Annotated in this window: 22 protein-coding genes and 1 tRNA gene; 9 read left to right on the top strand and 14 right to left on the bottom strand. The window is 58.2% G+C overall.

What is annotated here, in order from left to right; genetic code table 11:
- The gene (der, locus tag IRY30_RS06290; protein ID WP_228502618.1) at nucleotides 1–2,460 is read left to right on the top strand and encodes a bifunctional cytidylate kinase/GTPase Der; all 2,460 of its coding nucleotides are present in this window, start codon (nucleotides 1–3) and stop codon (nucleotides 2,458–2,460) included.
- A gap of 4 nt (nucleotides 2,461–2,464) precedes the next feature.
- Here the strand turns inward: der and IRY30_RS06285 are convergent, their stop codons facing one another.
- The 6 genes from IRY30_RS06285 to trhA form a co-directional block, all read right to left on the bottom strand.
- Nucleotides 2,465–3,517 carry a ribonuclease HI gene (locus tag IRY30_RS06285; RefSeq protein ID WP_194556458.1) on the bottom strand — a complete coding sequence of 351 codons (1,053 nt, stop codon included), beginning with the start codon at nucleotides 3,515–3,517 and terminating at the stop codon, nucleotides 2,465–2,467.
- A gap of 3 nt (nucleotides 3,518–3,520) precedes the next feature.
- Nucleotides 3,521–4,123 (bottom strand): hypothetical protein, encoded by a 603-nt coding sequence (locus IRY30_RS10335; RefSeq protein ID WP_228502615.1) that lies wholly within the window; start codon nucleotides 4,121–4,123, stop codon nucleotides 3,521–3,523.
- Between the two features lie 11 nt (nucleotides 4,124–4,134).
- A complete protein-coding gene (locus IRY30_RS06280; RefSeq protein WP_228502613.1) occupies nucleotides 4,135–5,430 on the bottom strand; it encodes a radical SAM protein in 1,296 nt (431 codons plus the stop codon).
- A complete protein-coding gene (locus tag IRY30_RS06275; protein WP_194556457.1) occupies nucleotides 5,423–5,671 on the bottom strand; it encodes a hypothetical protein in 249 nt (82 codons plus the stop codon). Before IRY30_RS06275 ends, IRY30_RS06280 begins: the two co-directional genes overlap by 8 nt.
- Nucleotides 5,672–5,740: 69 nt before the next feature.
- Nucleotides 5,741–6,526, bottom strand: coding sequence for a hypothetical protein (locus IRY30_RS06270; RefSeq protein WP_194556456.1), 786 nt, complete (start codon nucleotides 6,524–6,526; stop codon nucleotides 5,741–5,743).
- Between the two features lie 58 nt (nucleotides 6,527–6,584).
- Complete coding sequence (gene trhA, locus IRY30_RS06265) at nucleotides 6,585–7,337, bottom strand: PAQR family membrane homeostasis protein TrhA (protein ID WP_309824890.1); 753 nt, start codon at nucleotides 7,335–7,337, stop codon at nucleotides 6,585–6,587.
- 283 nt (nucleotides 7,338–7,620) lie between these two features.
- Here trhA and IRY30_RS06260 point away from each other — a divergent pair, with 283 nt between their 5' ends.
- Both IRY30_RS06260 and IRY30_RS06255 read left to right on the top strand, forming a co-directional pair.
- On the top strand, nucleotides 7,621–9,075 hold the full coding sequence (locus tag IRY30_RS06260) for a glyceraldehyde-3-phosphate dehydrogenase (RefSeq protein WP_194556455.1): 1,455 nt from the start codon (nucleotides 7,621–7,623) through the stop codon (nucleotides 9,073–9,075).
- Between the two features lie 258 nt (nucleotides 9,076–9,333).
- The gene (locus IRY30_RS06255) at nucleotides 9,334–10,683 is read left to right on the top strand and encodes a dicarboxylate/amino acid:cation symporter (RefSeq protein ID WP_194556454.1); all 1,350 of its coding nucleotides are present in this window, start codon (nucleotides 9,334–9,336) and stop codon (nucleotides 10,681–10,683) included.
- A 64-nt stretch (nucleotides 10,684–10,747) separates the two neighbouring features.
- Here the strand turns inward: IRY30_RS06255 and IRY30_RS06250 are convergent, their stop codons facing one another.
- The 5 genes from IRY30_RS06250 to IRY30_RS06230 form a co-directional block, all read right to left on the bottom strand.
- On the bottom strand, nucleotides 10,748–11,164 hold the full coding sequence (locus IRY30_RS06250) for an arsenate-mycothiol transferase ArsC (RefSeq protein WP_194556453.1): 417 nt from the start codon (nucleotides 11,162–11,164) through the stop codon (nucleotides 10,748–10,750).
- A 2-nt stretch (nucleotides 11,165–11,166) separates the two neighbouring features.
- Nucleotides 11,167–12,291 carry an ACR3 family arsenite efflux transporter gene (arsB, locus tag IRY30_RS06245; protein WP_194556452.1) on the bottom strand — a complete coding sequence of 375 codons (1,125 nt, stop codon included), beginning with the start codon at nucleotides 12,289–12,291 and terminating at the stop codon, nucleotides 11,167–11,169.
- Nucleotides 12,292–12,295: 4 nt separating this feature from the next.
- The gene (locus tag IRY30_RS06240; RefSeq protein WP_194556451.1) at nucleotides 12,296–12,763 is read right to left on the bottom strand and encodes a DUF4442 domain-containing protein; all 468 of its coding nucleotides are present in this window, start codon (nucleotides 12,761–12,763) and stop codon (nucleotides 12,296–12,298) included.
- 378 nt (nucleotides 12,764–13,141) lie between these two features.
- On the bottom strand, nucleotides 13,142–14,233 hold the full coding sequence (locus IRY30_RS06235; protein ID WP_194556450.1) for a type I restriction enzyme HsdR N-terminal domain-containing protein: 1,092 nt from the start codon (nucleotides 14,231–14,233) through the stop codon (nucleotides 13,142–13,144).
- 306 nt (nucleotides 14,234–14,539) lie between these two features.
- Nucleotides 14,540–14,616: transfer RNA gene (locus IRY30_RS06230), tRNA-Pro, on the bottom strand.
- Between the two features lie 121 nt (nucleotides 14,617–14,737).
- Here IRY30_RS06230 and IRY30_RS06225 point away from each other — a divergent pair.
- Nucleotides 14,738–17,089, top strand: a complete 2,352-nt coding sequence (locus IRY30_RS06225) for an ATP-binding cassette domain-containing protein (RefSeq protein WP_194556449.1) — start codon at nucleotides 14,738–14,740, stop codon at nucleotides 17,087–17,089.
- Between the two features lie 49 nt (nucleotides 17,090–17,138).
- Here IRY30_RS06225 and rraA read toward each other — a convergent pair whose 3' ends face one another.
- Together rraA and IRY30_RS06215 are read right to left on the bottom strand one after the other, a co-directional pair.
- Entirely contained in the window at nucleotides 17,139–17,642 is a 504-nt protein-coding gene (gene rraA / locus IRY30_RS06220) for a ribonuclease E activity regulator RraA (RefSeq protein WP_194556448.1), read from the bottom strand.
- A 6-nt stretch (nucleotides 17,643–17,648) separates the two neighbouring features.
- Nucleotides 17,649–18,422, bottom strand: coding sequence for an alpha/beta hydrolase family protein (locus IRY30_RS06215; protein WP_194556447.1), 774 nt, complete (start codon nucleotides 18,420–18,422; stop codon nucleotides 17,649–17,651).
- Between the two features lie 130 nt (nucleotides 18,423–18,552).
- On the opposite strand from IRY30_RS06215, the gene secA2 reads away from it, so the two are divergent.
- The 5 genes from secA2 (at nucleotide 18,553) to IRY30_RS06190 (ending at nucleotide 23,812) form a co-directional block, all read left to right on the top strand.
- The gene (gene secA2, locus IRY30_RS06210; protein ID WP_194556446.1) at nucleotides 18,553–20,991 is read left to right on the top strand and encodes an accessory Sec system translocase SecA2; all 2,439 of its coding nucleotides are present in this window, start codon (nucleotides 18,553–18,555) and stop codon (nucleotides 20,989–20,991) included.
- 143 nt (nucleotides 20,992–21,134) lie between these two features.
- Nucleotides 21,135–21,572 carry an oxoglutarate dehydrogenase inhibitor Odhl gene (odhI, locus tag IRY30_RS06205; protein ID WP_194556445.1) on the top strand — a complete coding sequence of 146 codons (438 nt, stop codon included), beginning with the start codon at nucleotides 21,135–21,137 and terminating at the stop codon, nucleotides 21,570–21,572.
- Nucleotides 21,573–21,708: 136 nt separating this feature from the next.
- Entirely contained in the window at nucleotides 21,709–22,449 is a 741-nt protein-coding gene (gene ftsR / locus IRY30_RS06200) for a transcriptional regulator FtsR (protein ID WP_194556444.1), read from the top strand.
- Nucleotides 22,442–23,044, top strand: coding sequence for a hypothetical protein (locus IRY30_RS06195; protein WP_194556443.1), 603 nt, complete (start codon nucleotides 22,442–22,444; stop codon nucleotides 23,042–23,044). The genes ftsR and IRY30_RS06195 overlap by 8 nt, the downstream gene beginning before the upstream one ends.
- Nucleotides 23,045–23,281: 237 nt before the next feature.
- Nucleotides 23,282–23,812, top strand: coding sequence for a MerR family transcriptional regulator (locus tag IRY30_RS06190; protein WP_194556442.1), 531 nt, complete (start codon nucleotides 23,282–23,284; stop codon nucleotides 23,810–23,812).
- 84 nt (nucleotides 23,813–23,896) lie between these two features.
- Here the strand turns inward: IRY30_RS06190 and IRY30_RS06185 are convergent, their stop codons facing one another.
- Nucleotides 23,897–25,162, bottom strand: coding sequence for a vWA domain-containing protein (locus IRY30_RS06185; protein ID WP_194556441.1), 1,266 nt, complete (start codon nucleotides 25,160–25,162; stop codon nucleotides 23,897–23,899).
- Nucleotides 25,163–25,168: the final 6 nt, after the last annotated feature.

The following is a 25,168-nucleotide window of genomic DNA, read 5'->3' as shown; positions in this document are numbered from 1 at the left end:
ATGAGCGAAAACAACCTCACGTACCTCGCCACGGTAGATAACCTCGTAGACGGCGGACTGATCCTCGCCGTCGATGGGCCCTCCGGCACCGGAAAGTCCACGGTCTGCCGTCTGATCGCCCAGGCAGCTGGCGCAAAATACCTGGACACTGGTGCGATGTATCGCGTCGCCACCCTGCACGTTCTTCGTCAGGGCATTGACATGGAGGCCTTTGATCCGCAGGATCAGGCAGCCGTTTCCCGGATTATCGACGCCACCTCTGAACTGCCCCTGCAGGTCAACGAAGACCCTGCGTCTACCGAAGTTCTGCTGGATGGCGAAGATGTCTCCGCCGAAATCCGCGGTTCCGAAGTCACCAGCCACGTTTCCGCAGTCGCCGCAATCCCCGAGGTTCGCGAGAACCTGGTGGCCATCCAACGCGCGATGGCTCTTGATGCTGGTCGCTGTGTTGTCGAAGGCCGGGATATCGGCACGGTAGTGCTGCCCGATGCGCCCGTGAAGATCTTCATGACAGCTGCCCCGGAAGTCCGCGCGCAGCGTCGCTTCGATCAGGATTCCGCCAAGGGTGCTGAGCTGGACCTGGCTGAGGTGCTCGCCGATGTGCAGCGCCGCGATGAAGCTGATTCCACCCGCGCTGTGTCTCCGCTGAAGCCCGCGGAAGATGCCGTGGTGCTGGACACCGGAGATTTGAGCATCGATGAGGTGCTGGAGAAGTTCTCTGAGCTCGTGGTGGCGTCGGAAGATAACCCGGCCGACCTGCGCCTCGAAGAAGATCTCGAGGAAGACCGCGAAGAAGACGATGACCTCGAGCCACTGGTGTTCCGCACCAGCGGCGGCAATGTGGTGGGCGCGGATGGTCACGTAACTGTCCGCGATGAACCGGTGCTGGACTCGGAGATCGAGACCACCAACGAGGCTGAGATGGATGAGGATCTCGATGCAGACCTCACCGAAGATCTGGACGAGGATCCGGAGGACTTCGATGACAGCGAATTCGCCGATCCGGAATTCTCCGATGGCTACTTCATCGAAGGCGATGACTCCGAGCAGTTTGACCTCCTGGCTAATGACGATGCCAACACCGACTGGGACGCTGTTGAATCGGCCTTCGGCGTGTTCGGCGAAGATGGCCTGGAGCAGGAAGCCCTGTGCACGGTAGCTATCGTTGGCCGACCAAACGTGGGCAAGTCCACGCTGGTCAACCGCTTTATCGGCCGCCGCGAAGCAGTGGTGGAAGACTTCCCCGGCGTGACCCGCGACCGCATCTCCTACTTGGGAGAATGGACCGGGCGTCGCTTCTGGGTGCAGGACACCGGCGGCTGGGACGCGGATGCCAAGGGCATTCACGGCGCTATCGCTCGCCAGGCAGAGGTGGCCATGGCCACCGCCGATGTGATCGTGTTCGTGGTGGACACCAAGGTGGGCATCACCTCCACCGATGAGATGATCGCGCACAAGCTGCTGCGCTCCGAGGTGCCGGTGCTGCTGGTGGCCAACAAGTTCGATTCCGATAACCAGTACGCGGATGTCTCCGAGTTCTGGTCCCTCGGTCTCGGCAACCCATACCCCGTCTCTGCTCAGCACGGTCGTGGTGCCGCAGACGTGATGGATCAGGTTCTGAAGGACTTTCCGGACAAGCCTCGCGAGGCATCCATCGTGGCTGGTCCGCGCCGCGTGGCACTGGTGGGTCGCCCGAATGTGGGCAAGTCCTCCTTGCTGAACAAGATCACGGGCGAGGAACGCTCCGTGGTGGACAACGTGGCCGGCACCACCGTGGATCCAGTGGACTCCATCGTGGATCTGGAAGAAAAGACCTGGCGCTTCGTGGATACCGCGGGTATCCGCAAGAAGACCAAGACTGCCCGTGGCCACGAGTTCTATGCCTCCCTGCGCACCCGTTCCGCGATTGATTCCGCGGAAGTGGTGATCTTCCTGGTGGATGCCTCCGAGCAGATCGCCGAGCAGGATCAGCGCGTGCTGCGCATGATCCTGGATTCCGGACGCGCGCTGGTGGTGGCCTATAACAAGTGGGATCTGGTGGATGAAGACCGCCGCGACCTGCTGGAGCGCGAGATCGAGCTGCAGCTGGCACACGTGCCATGGGCACGCCGCGTGAACATCTCCGCCAAGACCGGGCGCGCTTTGCAGCGCCTAGAGCCTGCGATGATCGAAGCCCTGGAGAGCTGGGATCAGCGCGTGACCACCGGCCAGCTGAACACTTGGCTGCGCGCCGTGATCGCGGAGACTCCACCTCCAATGCGCGGTGGCCGTTTGCCTCGTGTGTTGTTTGCGACGCAAGCTTCATCCAAGCCACCGGTGATTGTTCTGTTCACCACCGGCTTCCTGGAGCATGGTTACCGCCGCTTCCTCGAGCGCAAGTTCCGCGAAACCTTCGGTTTCGAGGGCTCCCCAGTGCGTATCGCCGTGCGCGTGCGCGAAAAGCGGGGGCGCAAGAAGTAAGTTTTTAGGCCGTCACAGCTTGGGCTGCGGCGGCCACTGACTTATTAATGGCCCGGTCTAATGTGGGCTGGGCCTGCTTCTTTGGGTGTTGCATTGCGCGCAGAGCCATGTACGCAATCTTGTCCGCTGCTTCATTCAGAGGATCCCCCGCGTGCCCGAACACGCGGCGCAGCTCTACATCCACCGTGCCATCGGCAGCCTTCCATGCCTGATCAAAGCGGGCACGAGCTCCGGAGGAAATGCCCCGCCACATGCGGCGCGTGCGACCCCCGCGGCGCACATAATCAGCCGCCTCCAGAGCCGCCATGGAATCTGATTCCACAATCGCCGATTCCGCGCCGTTGCGCACCAGGTACTTCAGCGCCAGGGTGATGGTTTCCAGCTCCAGCTCATCCGTGGATGCCTTAGTGTTCTGCGTGCGCAGTTGGTAATCCCCGTTGGAGGCCACGAAACACATCGTGCCCTTGTTCTGCGTGTCCGAGGAGGCATCGCAGGAAATGCGAATAGACCCACCCTTGCTCGCACTCTTAGAAGAATTGGGTAGCCAATGCGTTTCCGTGGTTTCCACTTCCTTGGTGGCTACTTCCTTGGGAGCTTCGCCTTCGCGTTTTGCCTTCCGGGTGAGCCCCTTGGCCCCCTTCCTCCGCATCTCAGAGGCCTTATCGCTGGCGCGGTTCTTCTCCGAGAATGAGCCGGTCAGAGAGTAGCCGTTCTTGGTGAGGAGCGAGGCTAGGGTGAGGCGGCGTCGGCCAACTACAATCCACGCATCCTTCTTGGCCCGCTTCAGCTTCTTCAATTCTGAATCGAGTTGGCGGTGGATGTGCGGATTGGGATCCTTCTCATCCGTGGTGCCCATGCTGATGTAGGGCTTGCCACCCTTCGGGTTCACGGCGAGCACCCACTCCGTGCGCCAACCAGTCGGGGAGGAGAGCCATTTTTCTTCCCACACCGCGATGGCGATGTGCACCGGGGAGGCTACTTGCTCGTCGGTCACCTGGCGCGTCTTATAGGTGCGCGAACGGGTGCCGGTGAGTGCCTCTGGCTCGAGTGGAGTCATGAGTTATAGATTATCTGGTTGCTTCATCTGGGCCACCGGTTGGGCTTCCCAAGCAAACCGGAACTCCGGGAACGGCAGGTTCAGGGTCTCCAAATGGTAGAACGCGTTCTTGCCGTGCTTGGAGTAGTGGTACTCGCGGGCACGCAGGGTGGTGATACTCAGCAGGTTGCCGAAACCCTCGAGGAACGTGGGGGCATGCATCTGCAGGAAGGGGAGGAGATTCAAGAGATAAGCATCCGCGAGTTCAATGAGCTGCGCGGGATAGGCATCCATCGTGGCAATGTGTGACATCTTGGTGCGCTGCTCATCACCATAAACCACCTGCGTGTCATTGAGCAGCTGCACCTTCACCGCGTTGGAACTATCGTTCCCGCCGTTGAGAGCCCAATAGGATTTCGCCACGCTCACGAACACCTGGGAATCCGGCCGCAGCGTGACCTGCGGCATGGATCCGTAGAGGTGGCTGGAATGTAGCTCGATCGCCTGGCCATCCACCACCAGGGTGATGGCACCTGGCCGGAAGAACTCCTGCAGAACGGGATCGCGTTCGATCAGGGCGGGCAGCGCGTTATCCGGATCCAGAATCTCCGGGTTGAATTTCATCAACCGGGGGACACTTAAATCCTGATAGATATCCGGCTGATTAGCGCGAATGAACTCATCAACCAACATCCGTGAACGCTCCGGCATCGGCGGGAAGCGCTTGGGTTGAGCTTTGTAGAGTCTTTTTGCAGCGCACAGGTGTAGCTGCGGTTGCCTCGGGTGTTGTTGCGCTCGATGGGGCAGCCGGCCATGCAGAGGTAGAACCACTCGCATTGCTGACATTCCTGGGAGAGGGGCTCGTTGTTGGCCTCGTAGTTCCTGATTGTTTCGACGCCACTTTTCACCAGTTCCGGCATTCCCAAAGCCACGATGTTTCCGAACTTCAGGTCAGGCTCGGCCTGTCCACGGTGGCATGGGTAAACATCGCCGTCTTTCTGCACCAGGAAGTTGTTCGCGCCGCAATTGATCTGGCTGGTGCAGTAATCATGGGTGAATTCCTTGAACCACTCGTAGTAAATGGCCCGCTCAAACTTGGTGCCCGCGAAATGCTGCTGCAGTCGGTGCAGGAACTCCACCATCTGCGCTTGGCTCAGCTGGGACTTGAAATGGCTGTTTGCGCTGTCATAGGCAAACATGATGTAGAAATCTGTGCACATGTCGAAGCTGTGGGCATCCAGCCATTCGATATCCGCGATGAACTCATCGATGCGAGCGAGGTGCTGGGTGCCCACCACGCAGCTGATTCCCTTGGCATAGGGGTAGGTGGCCAGCGACAGCACGTTATCGCGCGTGCGCTGGAGCGTGGACTTGCCCTTCTTGGTGACGCGCAGTTCCTCGTGCAGTGAGAACGGTAAATCGAAGCTGCCGGAGATCGATACCCGGAACTCCTCGTATAGTGGCCGCAGAACGTGGAAGTTATAGAGATTCGTCTTGATGTGAATCGGGCTGGTGGTGCGCCTGCGCAAAGCCTTGAGCTCGCCGCGGAAAGTTTCGCGGTAATCGAAATAAGCTCGGAAAAGCTCGCGGAGAACGGGCTGGGGGAGAAGAGAGATCTCGGCACCGTGGAGAAGTAGGGCATCGATCAAAATACCTTGGTGCTCGAGGTGCCTGGCGATGTGGTGGAACTGCGCCACCACATCATCGTAGGTATCCCGGTTTTCCGTGAGATCGCCGAGGTAGCAGTACTTGCATCCCAAGTTGCAGTATTGGTTGGGCACGAAGGTGAGCTTGATGGCCTGGTGGTGGAGGCGAGCGGCGGTGGTGAGACCCGGGGTGAAAGAGCCTGCGGGGGACTGTGTTGGGGTCTCCGAAGCGGAATCAGCCGGCGCGGGCGGGACGAGGGGGATTCCGAGTTCCTGCAGCTCAGCCATTGTTATTGTTGTTATTATTGTTGTTGTTATTGTTATTCGAGCTTCCGCCGGAGGAACCGAATCCGCCGGAGCCGCTGGAGGCAGCAGCTTCCGCCAAGCTGGAACCGCCACTGCTGCGCAATTCCGCTTGGAGCACGTTGGACCACCCGGACGTGTAGCTTCCCGTTTGTGCAAACAGGCTGTCGGGTTCAACCTGGTTCATCATCTGCTGCTGTTGCAGCCAAGAGTTGAAGTCATTCATGGTTATTCACCGTTTCGCGTGCGTAGGTGTGGTGCGTGGAGTTTGAAGTGCGTGCGCTGATCATGGCGGTTATCTCTTGGAATCTGAGGGGATCTTCACCACGATTTGCTGTGGATCCACAGGTAGGAATTTCACGTCCACGCTCTGCGTGTTGATGAACAAAGAATGTTGGTAGTCGTTGAGAAACATGTGCTTTCTCACGCGAAAGCTAGGGCCGCGGGGAGGGTACACCTCAAGATCGAGGTTGTATCCGTAGTTGTGCATGATGCGCGCGCCGGAGGGTTGAATCCACTGCAGCTTGGCCCACGCCGGTACGCCCTGGTAGTTCGCGTTGATGGTGGCCTGATCAATGAGTCCGGCCCGTTGCTGCACGTAGTCGTACATGAGCATCGCCGGGGTTTCTAATTGGAACTGCGGGACTTCCAGGATCTTTGGATTGCTCTCGCGGAAAACCACCGGGAGTAATGAACCTGGCTGAAGGCCTGCGAGGCGGCGTCGACCAATAGGGCATTTCAGGGTTCCATCAAATACTTTGCCAGTCTGACTCTCCACCAAAAGGTCGATGGAATATTCGCGGATTCCGCCCCTTAGACCCACATGCTTGTAGCTTTTTACCGTGCCTACGCCAACCAGACCATCCTTCCATTTGTCTACTGCCAGCGGCGGGATGATCTGGAAAGCACCGTACGCAAGAAGGCCGACAAAGAGGATGAGGAAGATTCCGCCGATAACATTGCCGCTTCCATCGCTGTCTCCCCAGCTCACGACCACCATGTAGAACAGCGCAATGACAATAGCCACCAAGACTGCGAAGAACACCATGTGGGCAATTCGGGAGCGAGTGCGTGGACTCATGACCTTTAGATTACCCGATTGACCTGCAGTTTAGTCTTTACTTGGGTGCAAATATCTGCTAGCGCAGCACGATCAGCCAGATGGCGATGTGGTGCAAAGCTGCCGCGATGATGGTGGTGGCGTGAAAAACCTCGTGGAACCCGAACCAACGCTCGGAAGGATTCGGCCATCGTGCTGCATAAACTAGTGCACCCAAGGTATAAACCAATCCGCCGACTCCAATGAGAATGCTGGCTGCCAGGCCAATTCCGTAGAAGAATCCCAGTGGAGCGACGATAGCTAGACTGCCCAGCATCAAATACACGCTGGTGGAAAGCCCGCGGGGGTGGTGCAGCCAGATGATATTGAGGGCGGCCGCTACTGCCGCGGCGACCCAGCTCAGAGCCACGATCCACAGACCGCCCGAATAGCCCCACCCGGCGTTATGGAACCATTCCGAACCAAACGCTCCCACCGTCACCGGGCCGTAGGTGCCCGCGATGAACACGGCGATCATCACGTGGTCTGCCCTGCGCCATCCCTGCACCGTGGCCTCTGAACGCCAAGGTGCGCGGTGGTACAGCGCAGACGTGGCGAGCATGCCGACCAGGCACACCGAGTACACGGCTGTGACGAGTGACATCATGCCGTAACCGTCCAAGATAATTGCCACCACCGTCAAAGCGGTGGAGGTGCCGGCAAAATACCACGCGGCCGCAGTGTGGAGACGCCCGCGGAGAGCTGGCCGGGGACCGCGATCAAAGATTTGGTGGCGGAGCTCTTCGCGCATGGAGTGTCCCTGGCCACCTTTGGTTGGGGAGGAGATGGTCATAGCGTTTAGCGTACAAAACAAAATCGGATTCAGCGCGTCTCGAACGGAACTTTTTTAGAAGATCTTCTTCACCATCGGGTTATGAACGCATAACGAATTTATGGGCTACCCAGATGCACGAAAGCGAGACGCAGACCACAATTACCCCGGTAGATGGCGATAAGCGCACATCTGGGCTCGAAATCGGGTCAGGGTGCGGGGAATCCGCGGGGTATCGCCTAAAGTGCTAGTGAAAGCCCGACACCCCGGGAACGCTTTTTTCAACATCGGACAGCGAGGATTGATGACCGCTCCAGAGCAGCACCATAACGAATGGAACGAGCGCCTGCACTTGGCGCAGCAGATGCTTCCACTGATCAGCCAGCTTCACCGCGAGAAGAACGTGGTGACTTCCATGTTTGGTCGCCTGTTGGTGAACAACTCGGACATCGACATCATCAAGTCTCACCGCTACGCGCGCCGCGTGGTGGCCAAGGAAATGACCTTGAACGAGACCCTGCCGATCCTGCAAGAGCTGGCCACCATGGATCTGGGCACCGCATCCATTGATATCGGTACCTTGGCTCAGCGTTACGCGGAGCAGACCGGGGATCAGGACCTGCGCAGCTTCCTGGAAGATCAGCTGCAGGACATCATCGGTAAGTTCGAGCAGCGCGATTCCCGCGATGTGGTGCTCTACGGCTTCGGCCGCATTGGCCGTCTTCTGGCCCGCATTCTGATCTCCCGTGAGGCTACTTACGGTGGAGCTCGCCTGCGTGCCGTGGTGGTGCGTTCCAAGGGTGCTGGCGATTTGAAGAAGCGCGCGTCCTTGTTGCGTCGGGATTCTGTCCACGGCGCGTTCGATGGCACCATCACCATCGATGAGGAAAACAACGTCATCTACGCCAACGGCACCGCCATCCAGGTGATTTACGCGGGTGATCCATCCGAGATCGATTACACCGAGTACGGCATCAACGATGCCATCGTGGTGGACAACACCGGCGTGTGGCGCGACCGCGATGGCCTGAGTCAGCACCTCAAGTCCAAGGGTGTCTCCAAGGTGCTGCTCACGGCACCGGGCAAGGGTGACATCAAGAACATCGTCTACGGCATCAACCACGCCGATATCGATGATTCCGATCAGATTCTTTCCGCCGCATCGTGCACCACCAACGGCATCACCCCAGTGCTCAAGGTGATTGCGGATCGCTACGGCGTGCGCCACGGACACGTGGAAACCGTGCACTCCTTCACCAACGATCAGAACCTGATCGATAACTTCCACAAGGGTGAGCGCCGTGGCCGTTCTGCCAGCCTGAACATGGTGCTCACCGCCACGGGTGCGGCGAAGGCCGTGTCCAAGGCTCTGCCTGATTTCGCGGGCAAGCTCACCGGTAACGCCATCCGCGTACCGACCCCAGACGTCTCCATGGCCGTGCTGAACCTGGATCTGGAATCTGATGTAGAGGCAGAAGAGGTCAACAACTACCTCCGTCGTGTCTCCCTGCACTCCAACCTGCGTCAGCAGATCGGCTACATTCATTCCCCTGAAGTAGTCTCCACTGATTTTGTGGGCTCGACGCATGCAGGTGTCGTAGACGGTTTGGCAACCATCGCCAGCGGAAACCACCTGGTGCTCTACGTGTGGTACGACAACGAGTTCGGTTACTCCAACCAGGTTGTGCGCATCGTGGAGGAAATCGCGGGCGTGCGTCCAGAGGTCATGCCTCGTCGCAGCGATGCCAGCGAGGTCTAAAACCCGCGCATCAGTGCTTTCGTGTCACTGATTTGTTTAGAGAATCCCCAGCGTTTATTCGCTGGGGATTTTGCTGTTTCTGAGCTGTGGCTAGGTGGTCGTTGGCTGTTGCGGACCGATGAGGGGGCATTCCGATGGATTGTTGAGGGGTGGGGAATAGACTCCGCGCGTCGATGGTTGGAAGGGATATTGCAAAAATAGACAGATGAGTCTAGTTTTGAAGTCTTCTGACACAAGAGAGAGGAACGGGTGCGCAGGATGAACTCCACGCAAACCACCGCAGAGCCGCAACACTCGAGTTCTGCAGATTCCACGCCCTCGACCACGCCTGAAAGCAACAGTTCGTGGTACCGAGGGTTTGGCGCGCAAGTAGTCGCTGGTCTTTTCATCGGCCTGGCACTGGGCTTTGTTGCTCGGGCGTTAGGTACCGAAGGTGAAGAGGATAACTGGCTGGGAGCTTTGCTCGACGGTGTGGGCAGCGCCTATGTGCAGCTGCTCAAGGTGATGATTCCACCGCTGATCATTGCGGCCGTTATCACCAGTGTGGCTAACCTGCGCAAGGTTGCCAACGCCGCCAAGCTGGCCATCAGTACCCTGTGGTGGTTCGCCATCACCGCGTTCTTCAGCGTGGTGACCGGCATCATCGTGGCCCTGGTGATGAAGCCCGGAGTGGGCGCCGCCGTGGATGCCAGCACTGCTGCTGAGCCATCCAAGCAGGGTAGCTGGACCGCATTCCTGCAATCGATCGTTCCGCAGAACATCCTTGGCTTGCAGGCTTCATTGAGCGAAGATCACGTCTCGCTGAGCTTCAACGTGTTGCAGCTCTTGGTCGTCTCCATCGTGATTGGCGTGGCCGCAGTTAAGACCGGCAAGACCGCCGAGCCTTTCCTGCACTTCATGGAGAGCTTCCTCACCATCGTGCAAAAGGTGCTGTGGTGGATCATCCGCCTGGCACCGATCGGTACGGCAGCCTTGATTGGTACGGCCGTGTACTCCTACGGCTGGGAAGCACTGGGCGCACTCGGCAAGTTTGTGCTGGCCATCTACGTGGGCCTGGCCATCGTGGCAGGTGTGATCTACCCCGTGGTCTTGAAGCTCAACGGACTTTCGGTGGCCAACTTCTACCAAAAGGTGTGGCCAGTGACCTCACTGGGCTTCGTCACTCGTTCCTCCATGGGAGTCATGCCCGTCAACCAGCGCATCACCGAGGACGAGATGGGCGTGCCACGCGAATACGCCTCCTTTGCGATTCCCCTGGGAGCTGCCACCAAGATGGATGGGTGTGCTGCGGTCTATCCCGCAATCGCGGCGATCTTCGTGGCACAGTTCTACGGCATTGACCTCAACCTCACGCACTACCTGCTGATCATCTTGGTATCCGTGCTGGGTAGCGCGGCAACCGCCGGCACCACTGGCGCCACCGTGATGTTGACCCTGACGCTCTCCACACTGGGTCTTCCCCTCGCCGGTGTTGGCTTGCTGCTCGCCATCGAGCCAATCATTGATATGGGACGCACCGCAGTCAACGTGACCGGTCAGTCCCTGACCGCCACCGTGGTGGCCAAGCGCGCCGGAATTCTGGAAGAATCCCGCTGGGCCAAGGCCTAAGAACGCTAACGAAATCCCCCGCCAGTTGCTTCTGGCGGGGGATTTTTTACTGTGCGCGGTTGTTTTAGTTATCCATCGTGTCCAGCAGGTGCTTGACGCGGCTATCGATATCATCCCGGACGATGCGCATCCGCTCCATACCGTGGATATCCCGGTGGGAGGGTTCATCAATATCCCACTGCTCCAGGGTTCCTTGGGCATCAGCGGGCATCTCCAGCTTCGCGCTGCTGCCCAGCACCACAACTTTGTTCACACGCTTGAGCAGTTCGGGATCCACGCCCTTGGGGCTGCCGTGAGACATGTCAGCTCCCACCTCAGCGATAGCTTCCACAGACTCGCCGTTCAGGGAGTCTCCTGGGTTGGTACCGCAGGAATGGATCTCCACCTTGCCAGCGGCGTGCTTTTCCGCCAAGGCCGCGGCCATCTGGGATTTTCCTCCATTGCTGGAGCACACGAAGAGTACGGATTGTTGAGAAGTCATGGTTAGTCTTTCTGGTTGGTGGGAGTTGGCGTCGAAATAAAAGAACGGGGAGGGAGCGTGGGGTCCTGGGGGAACAGGCGGGGACCGAGCCACAGAATCACGTAGACCAAGCTTACGAGCACGGGGATTTCCACCAGCGGGCCCACAGTTCCGGCTAGGGCCTGCTGGGAAAAGGCGCCGAAGGTGCCGATGCTCACGGCGATGGCGAGCTCGAAGTTATTGCCCGCGGCGGTGAAGGATACCGAGGTGGAGCGGGCGTAGTTCAAGCCGGCTGCTTTGCTGATGAAGAGGGCGAAGAAGAACATCGCGATGAAGTAGCAGAGCATCGGCAGGGCTACGCGAGCAACGGCCAGGGGATCGTCCATGACCTGCTGACCCTGCAAGGCGAAGAGCAACACGATTGTGTAGAGCAGGCCGAGCAGCGCTAGGGGATCGATGGCGGGGAGGAACTTTTCCTCGTACCACGCGCGGCCCTTGGTGCGCTCACCGATGAGGCGCGAACCCACGCCGGCTAAGAGCGGAATGCCGAGGAAGATCAGCACGGAGCTGACGATCGACCAGAAAGAGAAATCCGCAGCGGTGGCGTCCAGGCCTAGCCAGTTGGGGAGTACCTGCAGGTAGAACCAGCCGAGCACGCCAAACATCAACACTTGGAAGAAGGAGTTGATGGCCACCAGAACTGCGGTTGCCTCGCGGTCACCGCAGGCTAGATCTGACCAGATGAGCACCATCGCGATGCAGCGGGCCAGACCCACGATGATCAATCCCGTGCGAAGCTCGGGGTGATCAGCCAGGAAGAGCCAGGCCAGGGTGAACATGAGTAGCGGGCCGGCGATCCAGTTCAGCAGCAGAGAGATGACCAAAAGGCGGCGGTCGGCGGCGATGTCCCGAGCTCGATCGAAGCGCACCTTGGCCAGTGGCGGGTACATCATGACCAGCAAACCAAGCGCAATGGGGACGGAAATGCTGCCGATGTGCATGGCTTCCAGCGCTGTGCTGATGCCGGGAGCGAAGCTGCTGATGCCAAGGCCCAAGAGCATGGCCAGCAGGATCCACAAGGGGAGAAGCTTATCCAGCAGGGGGAGGCCCTGCGGGCGGTTCGGGCGAGCGGGAGCAGCTGAGGTCATCGAGTTAACGCTTCTTCTTTCGGTAGTACACCTGGCGGCGAACGTGAGCCACTACGTCACCTGATTCGTCCTTGACGTCCACATCGAACCAGTGGAGATACTTCGAGCCGTCCGCAGTTTTCTCCTTGATGAGCTGGTACGTCTCATCATCGATGCGCATGTCCGCGGTAATTTTTCCCTTACCCGGCTTCACGAACTCAACTTCAGCGCGGATATCCCACACGTTGTACTCCCGCCCCAGCCGAGACATCGAGGCCAGCATGAAGAAAGGGTCAGTCATGGAGAGGATCGTGCCGCCAAAGGCCGTGCCCACCGCGTTCTTCGTGAGGCGGTTCGGCTTGTGAGAGACGACAACTTGGGAGCCATCATCGGTGAACTCTTCAACTTTCACTCCCGCACCCAGGTACGGTGGCCAAAACTGCATGAAGCGGCGGAACTGCTGAGGGGTAAAGGCCACGGGTTTCTCCTTCATAAGGGGTTGATCACGATGACAACCAGACTATCTGTGCTTTTCCCTGGCAACGAAAAAGGCCAGCGAATAACCGGAGTTATTTGCTGACCTTCATTAGATTGGTCGGGCTGACAGGATTTGAACCTTGTCGAGAATATCGGAAGTCAGGGCTCAACCATCTTGTTCACGATCCCCGGAGCAGAATCTGAATCGTTCTGTTGGGTGCTTGTGTCAGAAGTCTAAAATTCGATGGTAATCAAGCGAAGATCCACGAAGACCAAGCGGGCGGGCCGTCCTTACTCTTCGGCAGTCAATGAACGCTACGCAGCTGGCCGAGTTTGAAGTCAGCGGTTCAGACCATCTGTGGGCATGTATCACGCACCAGTTTTTGATTGAAGCTTATTCTTTGAGAGAGGAAACACGGTTACGTAATTCGTCGGCATATTCGTAGATTCCTTCTACACCGTCCGGTAGATCGTGAGCGATTTCTTCACGCTCAGGTGTGAAAATTACGATTCTTGGTATTTGCCGATCCAGCAGCAGTCTAGCTATCGGCTTGCGGTTGTTGTCCTTATACAGAATGGCGCAATAACTTTTTGCATCTCGCATCGCAATGTCTTTTGCCGGGACTTCCGAGCAGCAGACCGCACGGATAATCTCGTACGCTGCAACTTCTTCCGCCGTCGTGATGACATTCGGAGAATCAGGCAGGACTTCCAGCACTTCAGACGACTCGCGGGCTACGACTTCGGAAGAAGCCTCAACTGACGGCTCTTCAAGATCTTGTGCGGACCGCAGCCTCCGATTAACTTCATCCCGGATGTATTGCGATAGAGCAGTAGACGTTAAATGTGAAAATAGTTCGATGTTTTGTGAAGTCATGCGGCGCGATGTCACTTGAGAAGCAAAGAACCTGACGATCTCAGGACTTGGTTCTTTAAATTCTTTCGCAACAGCCTTCTTGATTTCTGATACATACTTCAACTCTTCAGCTTTAGCTGTGATCGTTTCAGCATCGAAGTTTGACTTGCTGCACATTTCTAAGTGCGGGAACAATCTTGCATCAACTGCCGAAAGGTCTAAGGTCATGAATGGTTTTCCATCCATGCGGTTGACCGCGTCCAGTTGGGTGTAAAACTCGTAGACTTCACCGTTGGTCAGAATCGCAAACTCGGTATCCGTGACATTGAAATACCGAACAAGTTGGTTCGCATGATTCAAGTGCAGTGGTTCGCCAATCTTCTTACACTCAATCAGGAAACGGAAATCATTGCCAGACTTGATGGCAAAGTCGACTTTCTCGCCTTTTTTGGAGCCAATGTCTGCCGTGTACTCAGGAATAACCTCTCGAGGATCAGTTACGTCATAACCGAGAACGTTAGAAATAAACGGGATGATGAAAGCGGTTTTAGTGGCTTCCTCGGTCTCGATGATTGGCTTAAGCTCAACCACTTTTTGTGCTAACTGGTTAATTTCCTGCTCGATTGGCATGGAGTTTCCTTACTTAGAGGTCGGCGTAGTGTCAATATACCGCCTGAGTTTCAGTTGCACCGTACCTTGAAGATTTGAAGTGCGGATCAAGAGCGCACAGTGGCTTACTGCTGCGGCTGATCCCTTGAAACGCATCAGTTATTGCCCAAGTTTAGAAGGCAATGGGCTGAAAGCGAGTCGAGATTTGTGGTTAGTAGCGCCTGCGCAGTACATCGCATTTTCTAGTCGAAAAGGTGGATGACTAGATTGAAAGTTTTAACGAACCGGGTTCGTTTGAAGATCTCGCGACCATTTTAATTAATAGATTGGTCGGGCTGACAGGATTTGAACCTGCGACCCCTACACCCCCAGTGTAGTGCGCTACCAAACTGCGCCACAGCCCGCCGTCTCACCTACGCCGGCGCATGAGCACCGTGCTGTTGAGACTTCGGTTAGCTTACAACAACCATTTCGGCACTTAGAAATCGGGGTCTGGGGTGTGAGGAAATTCTGTAGGGTGTTTGGGTGACTGAATATATTCGCGTGATCGGCGCCAACGATAACAACCTGCAAAATATCAGCGTAGACATCCCTAAACGTTCCCTCACCGTCTTTACCGGAGTCTCCGGTTCAGGCAAGTCAACGCTGGTGTTTGACACCATTGCGGCGGAATCCCAGCGACTGGTTAATGAGACATACCCCAGTTTCGTGCAGGGTTTCATGAGCTCGCTGGCTCGGCCTAACGTGGATCAACTGGAGGGGCTCACCGCCGCGGTTATCGTGGGGCAGGAACCCATGGGCGCGAATGCCCGCTCCACCTTTGGCACCGCCACTGATATCACCGGCATGCTGCGCGTTCTGTACTCGCGCATTGCCGAGCCCAACGCGGGTGGCCCAGCTGCATATTCCTTCAACGTGCCTTCGGTGAGCGGACAAGGTGCTATCCAGGCCGATCGAGCCGGAGCCAAAAAGGAAGTAGCTCGCTTCGAACGCACCGGCGGCATGTGCCCCAAGTGCGAAGGTATGGGCAGGGTCAGCGACATCGACATCTCGGAAGTGGTGGATGAAAACCTCAGCCTGAACGAGGGCGCAATCCTCCTGCCCGGTGCGAAGGTCGATTCCTGGATGTGGAAGGCCTACGCGGAATCGGATCTCTACCCAGCGGATAAGCCCGTCAAGGACTTCACAGAAAAACAGCGCGAAGCTCTCCTCTACCTCGACGATGTGAAGGTCAAGGTCGGTGGCATCAACATGAGCTACCAAGGCCTGATCCCGCGCATGCGCAGCTCCATGCTCAGCAAGGACCCGGAAGCGCTGCAAAAGCACATCCGGGAGTTCGTTGAAAAGGCCGTGGTGTTCGTGGAATGTCCGGAGTGTGAAGGCACCCGCCTGGCTCCGCACGCGAGGGAATCCAAGATCGAGGGCAAGTCCATCGCGGATCTCTGCGAGATGGAGCTGTGGGATTTGGCCCAATGGCTGCAGGACTTTAAGAACCCTCAGGTTGCGCCACTCGTGGAGACGATTGCGGCGTCGGCAAAAAACGCGGTGGACATTGGACTCGGTTACCTCACCCTGTCCCGGCCTTCCGGCACGCTGTCAGGGGGCGAGGCACAACGCACCCGCATGGTGCGGCACCTGGGCTCAGCGCTCACGGACGTGACCTATGTGTTCGACGAACCCTCCGCCGGCCTGCACCCCGCTGACATTGAGCGGATGAATAACCTGCTGCTCGCGCTGCGGGATAAGGGCAACACGGTGCTGGTGGTGGAGCACAAGCCAGAAACTATTGCGCTGGCTGATCACATCGTGGACCTGGGTCCGCGGGCTGGTTCTCATGGCGGAACCATCGTGTTCGAGGGCTCGGTGGATGAGCTGCGCAAGGCAGATACCTTGACCGGCAAGCACTTGGCGGACACGGTTGCGCTGAAGGACACCCTGCGCAAGCCGAAGGGCACGCTGGAGATCCGCAACGCTAACCGCCACAACCTGCGCGATGTGGACGTGGATATCCCCACCGGTGTGCTCACCTCGATCACGGGTGTCTCCGGTTCGGGTAAGTCCTCGCTGCTCAGCCACCTTCCGGAGGAACTGGTGGAGCAGGGGCGCATCGAGTTTGTGGACCAGACCCAGATCAAGGGATCACGGCGTTCCAACCCGGCGACCTACACCGGTGCATTGGAGCCCATCCGTAAGGCCTTTGCCAAAGAAAATGGCGTGAAGCCCGGGTTGTTCTCCGCGAATTCCACGGGTGCCTGCCCCAACTGCAACGGCGCGGGTGTGGTCTACGTGGAGCTGGGCATCATGAGCGGCGTGGACGTTCCCTGCGAGGTGTGTGAGGGTCGACGCTTCTCTGAAGACGTTTTGGAGTACAAGCTGGGGGAGAAGAACATCGCAGATGTGCTGGAGCTTCCCGCCGAGCAGGCTCATGCGTACTTCCAGGATTCGGCGAGCAAGGTGCCTGCGGCGGCAAAGGTCTGTGCATCTTTGGAGCAGGTGGGGCTGGGTTATCTCACGCTCGGCCAGCCGCTCAATACGCTCTCCGGTGGTGAGCGTCAGCGTTTGAAGCTGGCCATGCACCTGAGCAAGAAGAAGGATGCCGCGGATATCTTGGTTTTGGATGAGCCCACCACGGGACTTCACCTTGCCGATGTGGAGATGCTGCTGGATCTGCTTGACCTACTGGTCGATTCCGGAACCACGGTGATCTGTATTGAACACCACCTGGCAGTGGTGGCCCATTCTGATCACATCGTGGACATGGGCCCAGGTGCGGGTTCTCGGGGCGGCACGGTGGTGGTCTCCGGTAGTCCCGCTGAGCTGATGGAGGCCAAGGAGTCCGTTACCGGCGGGTACCTGAAGAAGTACCTGTCCGCCTAGTGATGGGGCTGTGGCCTTTTACTCTGCAGCCTTTTACACTGCAGCTTTTTTACTCGGCGGCCTCAACAGGGGATTCAGTCACCACGATGCCATCAGAATCGCAGTACGCGATGTGGCCGGGGACGAAGTCCACTCCCCCGATGGTGACGGTGACATCCCTGTCACCCTCACCGGTCTTGGTGGACTTTCGGGGGTTAGTTCCCAGGGCCTTGCAACCGAATTCCATCTCAGCGATCACACCGGAATCGCGGATTGCACCGTTGACGATCACGCCAGACCAACCGTGATCCTTGCCCAGGCCAGCGATGATGTCTCCGACCAAAGCCGTGTGCAGGGATCCATCGCCATCGATGACCAGCACGCCACCCTCGGCGTTCTCTTCACTGAGGATGCTCTTGAGCAGGGCATTGTCTTGGAAGCACTTCACGGTGGTGATGGGGCCGGCGAATTCCACGCGGCCTCCGAGATCGAAGAACTGGGTATCGCAGCTGCGGACGTCCGCACCGATGATGTCTACTAGGTCAGCGGTCGGGATAAAATTCACGTTGTTCATAAGCGCTTATCCTACCGGCATGTACGGCAGTGCCCACTGGGATATCAGAGAACCCACGCGTTGCCCGGAGCCTCGGCGGGTGAGCAGGTGATCCACTTCCGGCAGGCTAAATAGGCTGGCTGCCTGGGAATATTCCTGCAGGTAGTTCAGCGCGTGGGTGTATGGCACCGTCATATCCGTGGGGGAATGATTAATCAGCAGATTCACCTTGGCTTCCGCGAGTGCCGCCAAGTCCTTGGGCACATCGGCTTTCTCCAGATCCTCCACCATCGAGCGCTCAATGTGAACCGGCCGCCCCGCCAGGTTGGCATCAATGGATCCCGCCTGAGACTCAATGAACTTCTTCATCTGCGGGGACAGCGCGGACACGGTTCGCATCGGATCAAAAGGGGTGCCCACGGTGGCCACTGCACGGACGGAATCCAGCTGCGTGGCAGCCCGGATAGCCGCCACCCCGCCCAAGGAATGTCCCACCAACAGTCCGGGTGCCGCGCCATGCTCATCCCGCAGCCACTCTGCAGCAGCGATCACTTCATCCACATTGTGGCTCAAAGTCAGGTCAGTGAAGTCCAAGCGCAGGCTGGCGATGCCATGCCGAGCCAGAGTCTTGGAGATGCGCGAGGCGCCCAATGCCTTGCGATCACACGTGAAGCAATGCGCCACCACAGCGGTGAGCTGGCTGGGTTCCGCGGGCATATCCACCGTGGCGGAAATTGCCCCATGTGGGCCGTGGGGGAGTGTGAGGTTCACTGATCTCACTGGTGAGGGGCGTGCTGCCATGGTTATGCCATCCTTATTCTGCGCCTTCGCTAGTGTGAGACATACAAGCAAGCGCGAGATCGTTTGTAGATCTATCCAAAGATCAAAGACCTTTAAGACTAACGAACGACCCGAAGGGTAGGCCACACTCATGGCATTTGACTGGTTCTGGAAAGCGATGGGGACGTCTCCCCACAAGAATCAGAAGAAGAGCATGGCAGTGGTGGCACAGGCTGGTGCTGACCGTTACCGAGAGGCCACCGAAGAGGAACTGCGGAAAGCCGCAGCACAATCCGTGGTGCGTCAGCAGTTTGAAGATGGCAGCCTGATTCGCGAAGGCAAGGTCTTGGATGAATCCAAGCTGCTGGGCGTGGTGCGCGAGGTAGCGCGCCGCACCTTGGGCCTTTCGCCTTTCGACGTGCAGATGCAGGGCACCCTGCGCCTCTTGGCCGGCGATGTAGTGGAGATGGGCACGGGCGAAGGCAAGACCCTGGCCGGAGCCATGGCCGCGGTGGGTTATGCCCTGCAGGGCAAGCGCGTGCATGTGATCACCGTGAACTCCTACCTGGCCACTCGTGATGATGAGTGGATGGGTCCGATGTTCGATTTCTTCGGCATCTCCCACGGAGCAATTTCCGAGGAGCTCACCAGTGATGAGCGGCGGGATATCTACTCCCGCGACGTGATCTTTGGCGCTATCAACGAGCTCGGCTTCGATGTGCTGCGCGATCAACTCATCACCAAACGTGCTGATCAGGTGCGCTCCGAAGCCGATGTGGCCGTCATCGATGAGGCCGATTCCGTAATGGTCGATGAGGCCCTCGTTCCACTGGTGCTGGCAGGCTCTGAGCCCGGCAATGCTCCCCTCGGGCACATCACCGAGCTGGTCAAGTCCATGGTTGAGCAGCAGCATTTCCTGATCTCCGAGGATCAGCGCAACGTCTTTTTGACCGACGCCGGGGCTGCCTTCGCCGAGCGCAAGCTAGGAATCGAGTCCCTGTATGGCACTGCGGATGAGGGACGGTCTGGCTCCGCAGCTGAGCAATCCCGTTCAGAGAAAAAGGATGACGCTGGGGAGTCGGAGGTGGCGTCGGAAAAAGAAGATACTGAAACGGAAGAGGACCAGGCTGGCAGCGGCGATCTTCTGGTGCAGATCAACGTGGCCCTGCATGCGGAGCACCTGTTGCAGCGCGACGTGCATTACATCGTGCGCGATGGGAAAGTGCTGCTCATCGATGGCTCCCGCGGGCGCGTAGCGGATTTGCAGCGCTGGCCTGATGGGCTGCAATCTGCAGTGGAGGCCAAGGAGGGCCTGCAGGTCACCGATGGCGGTCGTATTCTGGATCAGCTAACCATCCAGGCTCTGATCGGCATGTACCCCGAGGTCTGTGGCATGACCGGTACGGCGATGGCGGCGGGGGATCAGCTGCGGCAGTTCTACGATCTCAAGGTCTCCGTGATTCAGCCGAATGTGCCCGTGCAGCGCTTTGACGAACAAGACGCGGTATTTGCCAGCATCGAGGATCGCAATGAAGCAGTGGTGAAGCACATTGTGGAGATCCAGAAGACCGGCCAGCCGCAGTTGGTGGGTACCCAGGACGTGGCGGAGTCTGAGTACATTGCCCGCGAATTGAAGAAGGTGGGCGTGGAATGCGCGGTGCTCAATGCGAAGAACCACGAAGCGGAAGCGGGTGTGATTTCTGAGGCTGGGCGGCCGCGTCGAGTCACCGTATCCACGCAGATGGCCGGCCGCGGCACGGACATCAAGCTGGGCGGCACGGAAGAAGACGAGCGGGATGCCGTGGTGGAGGCTGGCGGACTGCACGTTGTCGGAGTGGGTCGCTTCCGCTCCCAGCGCCTGGACAACCAGCTGCGCGGGCGTGCTGGTCGCCAGGGTGACCCGGGAAGCAGCGTGTTCTTCGTATCCATTGAGGACGACGTAGTCGCTGTGGGTGGAGCTGGTGAAGAACTGCAGGCCCAGCCGGATGACGAGGGTCGCCTGACGCAGAAGAAGGTTCTCAACTTCGTGGATCACTGCCAGCGCGTGACCGAGGGGCAGATGCTGGATATCCACGCGACCACCTGGAAGTACAACAAGCTGATCAAGGATCAGCGAGACATCATCAACGGCCGTCGCGATGATCTGCTGGATACGTCCACGGCGTGGGATGACCTGAGCTACCACAACGTGGACAAGGCAAACGAGCTGAAGGCCGCGGGCATTCCGGAGGAGACGCTGGAGCAGGCGGCGCGGGAGATCATGCTCTTCCACCTGGATTATGAGTGGAGCGAGCACCTGGCCTACCTGGATGACATCCGCGAGAGCATCCACCTGCGCGCGATCGCTCGTGAGTCACCCATCGATGAATTCCACCGGATGTCCATCGCTGCCTTCGGCGACCTGGCAGACCGCGCGGTGCGCAAGGCGCGGGAGACTTTTGACGATGCCCGCATCACCGCAGATGGGGTGGATTTGGGAGAGCTGGGGCTGCATAAGCCAAGCGCCACGTGGACCTACATGGTCAACGACAATCCGCTCAATAGCGGTGGCGGATCAGCGATGGGATCAATCGCTCAGCTGTTCCGCTAAGTCATCGTGGCAGGTCAATTGACTTGCCCATTGACAGTACGTAATCAATTGTTAAGAGTTGGTCACTGAATGCCCGCAACGGCGGGCAGGGTAGTATTGTGGTCATAGTTGCAGCACTAATCGTCTTGAGAGAGGACAACAACATGAGCGAAAACACCGGAATCCCAGAGGCTTCGGTAGAGACCACCTCGGTCTTCCGCGCTGACCTCTTGAAGGAGTCGGATACCGGAACTCAGTCCGAATCCACTCCCGCCGGTGTAGAGGGTCTGCCAGAAGGTTCCGCGCTTCTCGTAGTCAAGCGCGGACCAAACGCAGGCTCCCGTTTCCTGTTGGATCAGGACACGACCGCCGCTGGTCGCCACCCAGATAGCGATATCTTTTTGGACGATGTCACCGTTTCTCGCCGCCACGCAGAGTTCCGCCGTAACGGCGAGGGCGAGTACGAAGTTGTAGACGTTGGATCCCTCAACGGAACCTACGTGAACCGCGAGCCGAAGAACTCTGCCGTGCTGAGCAATGGCGATGAGATCCAGATCGGTAAGTTCCGCTTGGTCTTCCTGAACGGATCCAAGGAAGCCTAAGCAAGTTATGAATTGGTCCCTAGGCGCATGATGCATCTAGGGGCTTTTCCAATCCGAATCGTCTATTCATGTGAGCCCGGGGTATTCCCCGGTGAGCAGCGGTAGATGTAAAGACACAAGATGGAAGTGACTCTCGGTGAGTGCCCCAGGAAACGCAGCACGCGCAGGTGAAGGACATCAGTTTGTCCCTGCGAAAAAAGTGCTACCCACCTCCACCATCGGAGACGTGCTTAAGCAGCTCAAAGCCGACTTTCCAGATGTAACCGTGTCCAAGATTCGCTTCTTGGAAACCGAAGGGCTGATTAGCCCTCGCCGTAGCCAGTCCGGCTACCGCCGCTTTTCCCCGGATGATATTGCTCGCTTGCGCTACATCCTCACCCACCAGCGGGATAACTACCTGCCGCTCAAGGTGATCCGGGAGCAGCTGGCTGCCATGGATACTGGCAAGGTCACTCCCGTGACTGCGAAGCGCGCAGCTCCAGGGGCACTCACCGCTGAGCAGTTCCGTGCGGCGGAGGCTCCTCGTCGTCTGACTCGTGCAGATGTGGTGGCGCGCGCCGATGTGGAAGATTCTTTCGTCGGCTCCCTCATTCGCATGGGAATGATCAACGCCAACTCCTCCGGGTTCTTCTCGGTGGATGATGTGACGATGGTGCAGCTGGCTGCGCGTCTCACGGAATACGGTTTTGATAACCGCCACTTGAAGTCTTTGATCACCATTGCGCAGCGCCAGACGGACATGGTTGCCAAGGTGGCCAATCCGCTGGCTCATGGTCGCGATGATGATGCTCGTCAGCGTTCCGAGGAAACCGCGCGTGAAGTCTCCGCGCTGATCCTTTCCCTGAACACTGCGCTGGTCAAGGGCAATCTTGGCTGATATTGAAGTCCAGCTTGTCGGCCGTTTCTCGGCTGCCGGGTTAACTGATCTGGCCCGCGATGTGCTGATCTTCGCCACCCCGGATGGATCTGCCATGTTGCCCGTGTGGGTGCAGGAGCAGCCGGACTTGGGCGGGCGCCCGTCAGACGCGGAAATTCTAGCCAGTGTGCTAAGCAGCAGCGAAGTGGAGGATCCGTGGTTCGCGGAAATCTCCACCAACTCCCGCGGGCAGATGACCGCCGGATTGAAGCAGGGGAGCCGTTACATTGACGTGCGCCCCAGCACATTGGAAATGATCTGGCATGCGGGGATGCTCTTTGACGTGCGGGTGAAAGAAACGATGATGGCCGTGATGTTGCCGGTCAACCCCGCGTTTATTGATGAAATCAAGCAACTGCAGACGGCGGCTCACTTAGCTGCGGAATCAGATGATGACACGGTGGATGAAAATGCCGCTATCGCTGCGCTCAACATTGAATGGGGCACTGGGCTTTCCACTGTAGAGAGCCCCGAAGTGGTGGATGAATTCGCAGACATGTGGAAAGCCATGGGCTTGAGTGATGAACTAGGGGACTGGCTCGGGGAAGAGAAGTAAACTCCTGCGGAAATAACATGCGTGTTGTTACGCTTGTGACATTTGTGACTAGTGTTAATATCAACCGTGAAGTTTAGATTGAACCTTTGCATGTCCCCGTGTGAGCCACGGACGCGTTGAATTTCGCTTAGTTTTCTCGCGTCCATTCACCTCACCTGCGGTGCGGTGAAGTCACATGTGTGGAAATCACAATGATGTACCTCTAATGTAGAGAGCATCACGAGCCAGGAGAAAATAATGAGCAAGCAGCTTCCTCAGCAAGACGCGCTCTTTGACGTGGAAGGGCCAGACGAAGAAGTCGGCTACCGCGTTCCCATCGCATGCCAAGTTGCCGGTATCAGCTACCGTCAGCTGGATTACTGGGCTCGCACCAAGCTCGTGCAGCCCACCATTCGCAACGCGCACGGTTCTGGCTCCCAGCGCTTGTACTCTTTCCGCGACATCCTGGTCCTTAAGATCGTCAAGGGCCTGCTGGACACCGGTATTTCCCTGCAGAACATCCGCAAGGCAGTGGAAAAGCTGGAAAACCTCGGCGTGGATGACCTCTCCGGCATCACCCTGGTCTCCGATGGAACCACCGTATACGAATGTCGCTCCCCAGAAGAGGTCATCGACCTCCTCAATGGTGGTCAAGGCGTATTCGGTATCGCACTGCCTGGCTTGATGAAGGAGCTGACGGGAACCATCACCGCGTTCCCCTCCGAGAAGATCAACCAGGATCCAGCGATCGACGAGCTTGCTGAGCGCCGTCGTCGTCGCCTGGCCTAACAATCTGGTTGCGAATTTCGCCTAACGCTTAACCAAAGCATTACGGCCTAGCCGCCCGCCCACGCCTTAGCGTGGGCTTTAGCTTTATCCGGCAGTAGCTGCGCGCAGAGGCTCCGCGACATTGAGGGAATCCGCAGCGCTATGCACGATGCCCCCACCCGCAGCAGCCAGCTGGTCAAGCTCTCCGTTGTTCACGTTTGCCCCGATGGTGACGATCTCCAGACCCACGGGTGATTCCCCGTGCAGGCGCTGGATCTCTGCAATGGCAGCATCCAGGGAAGCATTCCCGCCATCATTCGGGCCATCGGTGATCAGCACCACGCGGGAATTGCTCGCTCCCGTGGCCTTGGCATTCTCCACTGCAGCGCGATATGCGGCGAGTACCGATTCATACGTGTACGTGGCGCCACCGAAGCTCAGCTGATTGAGCACTCCTGCCGCCTGGGTTCCGTCATCGTCTGCGGAAATGTCCACGTTGTTCCGGAACGCGTTGTTCACTCCAGCGTTCATGGGGGAGGAGTAGTTCCACAGTCCGACAGAACCGCCGTTGGCACCCACCGCGCGCATGGTCTCTCCAAGTGGCCCGCGCAGATTATCCAGGCGCGTTTGGTTGCCCTCGTAGAGACCCATGGACCCGGAGGTGTCCAGCACGAACGTCACGTCCTGAGCACCAGCGTTCTGTCCTGCAGCAGCATCCTTAGAGGGATCTTCGGCCCCGCCAGCAGCGTTCGCGCCTTCAGGGTTTCCTGCAGAATCTCCGGCATCGGCAGAACCTGCGCCGTTCACAGAACCCGCAGCAACCTCGGCCAGAGGGACCACAGAAGCGCCCTCTGCATCAGCGGTAAATGCGGAGAAATCAGTAGCGGAACGGGTGGTTTGCTCCGCAATGCCAGCCCCATTGCCCAGTGTGAAGAGCACAGAATCCTTCACCACAGCAGCTTCATTACCCACGGGCTTTGCTGCAGCATTCTCCAACTGCTTGGCAGCTGCAGCAGCATCTGCGGGGATCCATGCGCCGGCCACGTCTTCGGACTTCTTGATCTGCTCCAAAGCCGTCTCATCGGACACGGTGGAAACTTCCGCCTGCACGCAGTGATCGTTGACCACGTGGTGTGCCTCGTTATAACGCTCTACCAGCTCGTTTGCGGTGTCTTCGCGTTCTTGCGCGGACCACACCTTGAGTTGGTAATCACCCTCGGGGCACTGGGCCTGGTCATTGGCAGCCGTGTTGCTGGAGCGCAAAGCTCCCCATCCAATCACCACCGCGATGATCAGCAACAGCGCGAGAAGCGCCAACCACATCCACGAGGCGATGCGGTAGTTTCTCGTGCCGTTACTGTGCCGACCCATATTTCC

The sequence above is a fragment of the Corynebacterium suicordis DSM 45110 genome, from assembly GCF_015351405.1.
GTDB classification, from domain to species: domain Bacteria; phylum Actinomycetota; class Actinomycetes; order Mycobacteriales; family Mycobacteriaceae; genus Corynebacterium; species Corynebacterium suicordis.
This window is presented reverse-complemented; position numbering and strand designations above follow the sequence as displayed.

Excerpts from the sequence above, each read along its gene's own strand:
- der (WP_228502618.1), top strand. The coding sequence starts at position 1 with ATGAGCGAAAACAACCTCACGTACCTCGCCACGGTAGATAACCTCGTA.
- IRY30_RS06285 (WP_194556458.1), bottom strand. The coding sequence starts at position 3,517 with ATGACTCCACTCGAGCCAGAGGCACTCACCGGCACCCGTTCGCGCACC.
- IRY30_RS06280 (WP_228502613.1), bottom strand. The coding sequence starts at position 5,430 with ATGGCTGAGCTGCAGGAACTCGGAATCCCCCTCGTCCCGCCCGCGCCG.
- IRY30_RS06275 (WP_194556457.1), bottom strand. The coding sequence starts at position 5,671 with ATGAATGACTTCAACTCTTGGCTGCAACAGCAGCAGATGATGAACCAG.
- IRY30_RS06270 (WP_194556456.1), bottom strand. The coding sequence starts at position 6,526 with ATGAGTCCACGCACTCGCTCCCGAATTGCCCACATGGTGTTCTTCGCA.
- trhA (WP_309824890.1), bottom strand. The coding sequence starts at position 7,337 with ATGACCATCTCCTCCCCAACCAAAGGTGGCCAGGGACACTCCATGCGC.
- IRY30_RS06260 (WP_194556455.1), top strand. The coding sequence starts at position 7,621 with ATGACCGCTCCAGAGCAGCACCATAACGAATGGAACGAGCGCCTGCAC.
- IRY30_RS06255 (WP_194556454.1), top strand. The coding sequence starts at position 9,334 with ATGAACTCCACGCAAACCACCGCAGAGCCGCAACACTCGAGTTCTGCA.
- IRY30_RS06250 (WP_194556453.1), bottom strand. The coding sequence starts at position 11,164 with ATGACTTCTCAACAATCCGTACTCTTCGTGTGCTCCAGCAATGGAGGA.
- arsB (WP_194556452.1), bottom strand. The coding sequence starts at position 12,291 with ATGACCTCAGCTGCTCCCGCTCGCCCGAACCGCCCGCAGGGCCTCCCC.
- IRY30_RS06240 (WP_194556451.1), bottom strand. The coding sequence starts at position 12,763 with ATGAAGGAGAAACCCGTGGCCTTTACCCCTCAGCAGTTCCGCCGCTTC.
- IRY30_RS06235 (WP_194556450.1), bottom strand. The coding sequence starts at position 14,233 with ATGCCAATCGAGCAGGAAATTAACCAGTTAGCACAAAAAGTGGTTGAG.
- rraA (WP_194556448.1), bottom strand. The coding sequence starts at position 17,642 with ATGAACAACGTGAATTTTATCCCGACCGCTGACCTAGTAGACATCATC.
- IRY30_RS06215 (WP_194556447.1), bottom strand. The coding sequence starts at position 18,422 with ATGGCAGCACGCCCCTCACCAGTGAGATCAGTGAACCTCACACTCCCC.
- secA2 (WP_194556446.1), top strand. The coding sequence starts at position 18,553 with ATGGCATTTGACTGGTTCTGGAAAGCGATGGGGACGTCTCCCCACAAG.
- odhI (WP_194556445.1), top strand. The coding sequence starts at position 21,135 with ATGAGCGAAAACACCGGAATCCCAGAGGCTTCGGTAGAGACCACCTCG.
- IRY30_RS06190 (WP_194556442.1), top strand. The coding sequence starts at position 23,282 with ATGAGCAAGCAGCTTCCTCAGCAAGACGCGCTCTTTGACGTGGAAGGG.
- IRY30_RS06185 (WP_194556441.1), bottom strand. The coding sequence starts at position 25,162 with ATGGGTCGGCACAGTAACGGCACGAGAAACTACCGCATCGCCTCGTGG.